Source organism: Saccharothrix sp. ST-888 (genome assembly GCF_000955975.1).
Classification (GTDB): domain Bacteria; phylum Actinomycetota; class Actinomycetes; order Streptomycetales; family Streptomycetaceae; genus Kitasatospora.
Map to the genome: position 1 here is coordinate 1 of NZ_JYJF01001151.1, position 235 is coordinate 235.

The 235-nt window shown below is 71.9% G+C and carries 1 protein-coding gene; it reads right to left on the minus strand.

Translation table 11 applies throughout. The features are described from left to right. Window positions 1–235 (minus strand): beta-ketoacyl synthase N-terminal-like domain-containing protein (locus UK12_RS36020; RefSeq protein ID WP_045307449.1); only part of this gene is annotated, 235 nt, incomplete at both ends.

Here is a 235-nt window from a genome sequence, read left to right on the forward strand (position 1 = left end):
GTCCCAGCCTCGGTCGGTCGGGAAGTCGGCGATGGCGTCGCCTCCCGCGACGAGCAGCTGCCACAGCTCCTCGGGCGTGGTGACCACGCCGGGGAAGCGGCAGCTCATCGCGACGATCGCGATCGGCTCGTCATCGACGGCAGCCACCACCGGCACCGACGCCGTGATCTCGGGCTCCTGGCCCAGGAGTTCACTCCGCAGGTGCTCCGCCAGCGCGGTCGCCGACGGGTAGTCG